The sequence below is a fragment of the Centipeda sp. (in: firmicutes) genome, from assembly GCF_057271695.1.
Window position 1 is genome coordinate 10,311 of the sequence record NZ_DBHIVL010000075.1, and the last position, 860, is coordinate 11,170.

The 860-nt window shown below is 52.3% G+C and carries 1 protein-coding gene; it reads right to left on the minus strand.

Annotated features, from left to right (window positions below; translation table 11 throughout):
* Positions 1-789: PD-(D/E)XK nuclease family transposase (locus ACO6BQ_RS10400; protein WP_489120806.1), on the minus strand; the 789-nt coding region annotated here is incomplete at its 3' end.
* Positions 790-860: the final 71 nt, after the last annotated feature.

Below are 860 nucleotides of genomic sequence, written 5' to 3' on the forward strand. Positions count from 1 at the left end.
TTCTTTGCGGACTTTCTCGCTTACTTCTTTGCGGACTTCCGCGCTTACTTCTTTGCGGACTTTCTCGCTTACTTCTTTGCGGACTTTCTCGCTTACTTTGTCGCGCATCTCTTCATCGTATGCCCGAACAAATTCATCCCACAGTGGATTGCTGCTCATTTTCATCACTCCTTTTGCTTCGTCTTTGAACCGTTCTGCACGTTCTTTCAACACGTCATAGTGCATTTCCTCGACACGTTTGCATCGAAAGTCATGCATGAGCCGCCCGAGCGGGGTGTCGTCCATGACCGAGCTGTTGACATAGATGATATGCGAGCCGTCGTCAAAGGTCTCCTGTGTCTCACGGATGGTGCGCTGCACATGATAGATGGGCAGATCTCTGCCGAGCACGTCGGTCTCGGTGATAAAGATAACATAGGTCTCGGGCAGCCGCTCATAGTCCTCGCCCGCAGAGAGTGCCGCAGCATCTATGATGCTGCTGTTGTACCGCGCACGCCGTCGAGCCGCTCCAACCGCCGCACGCTGAATCTCAATGTTGAACTCCTGCCCGTCGGCAATGGCGTGAATGTCGAGGCGGACGCTGTGACCGTGGAGATTCTTGAGCGTATCCTGCGTGACGACTTTCGTTGCGTGGAGGTTCGGATTCCCCAAGATAATCTGAATGACGAGATCAACACACGCGAGACTGTCCTGAAAGACGACGGTCATAAAGGGATCGTCAAGCAGACAAAAACTCGCCACCGCATCTTCAAATTTCTTCCGTACGACTTCACTCGTATGTATCGCCATGCGACCACTTCCTTGTCTTTAGGAAGCACTGATAAATTCAGCGCCGCCATCTTGACGCATCTTTTTTGCCC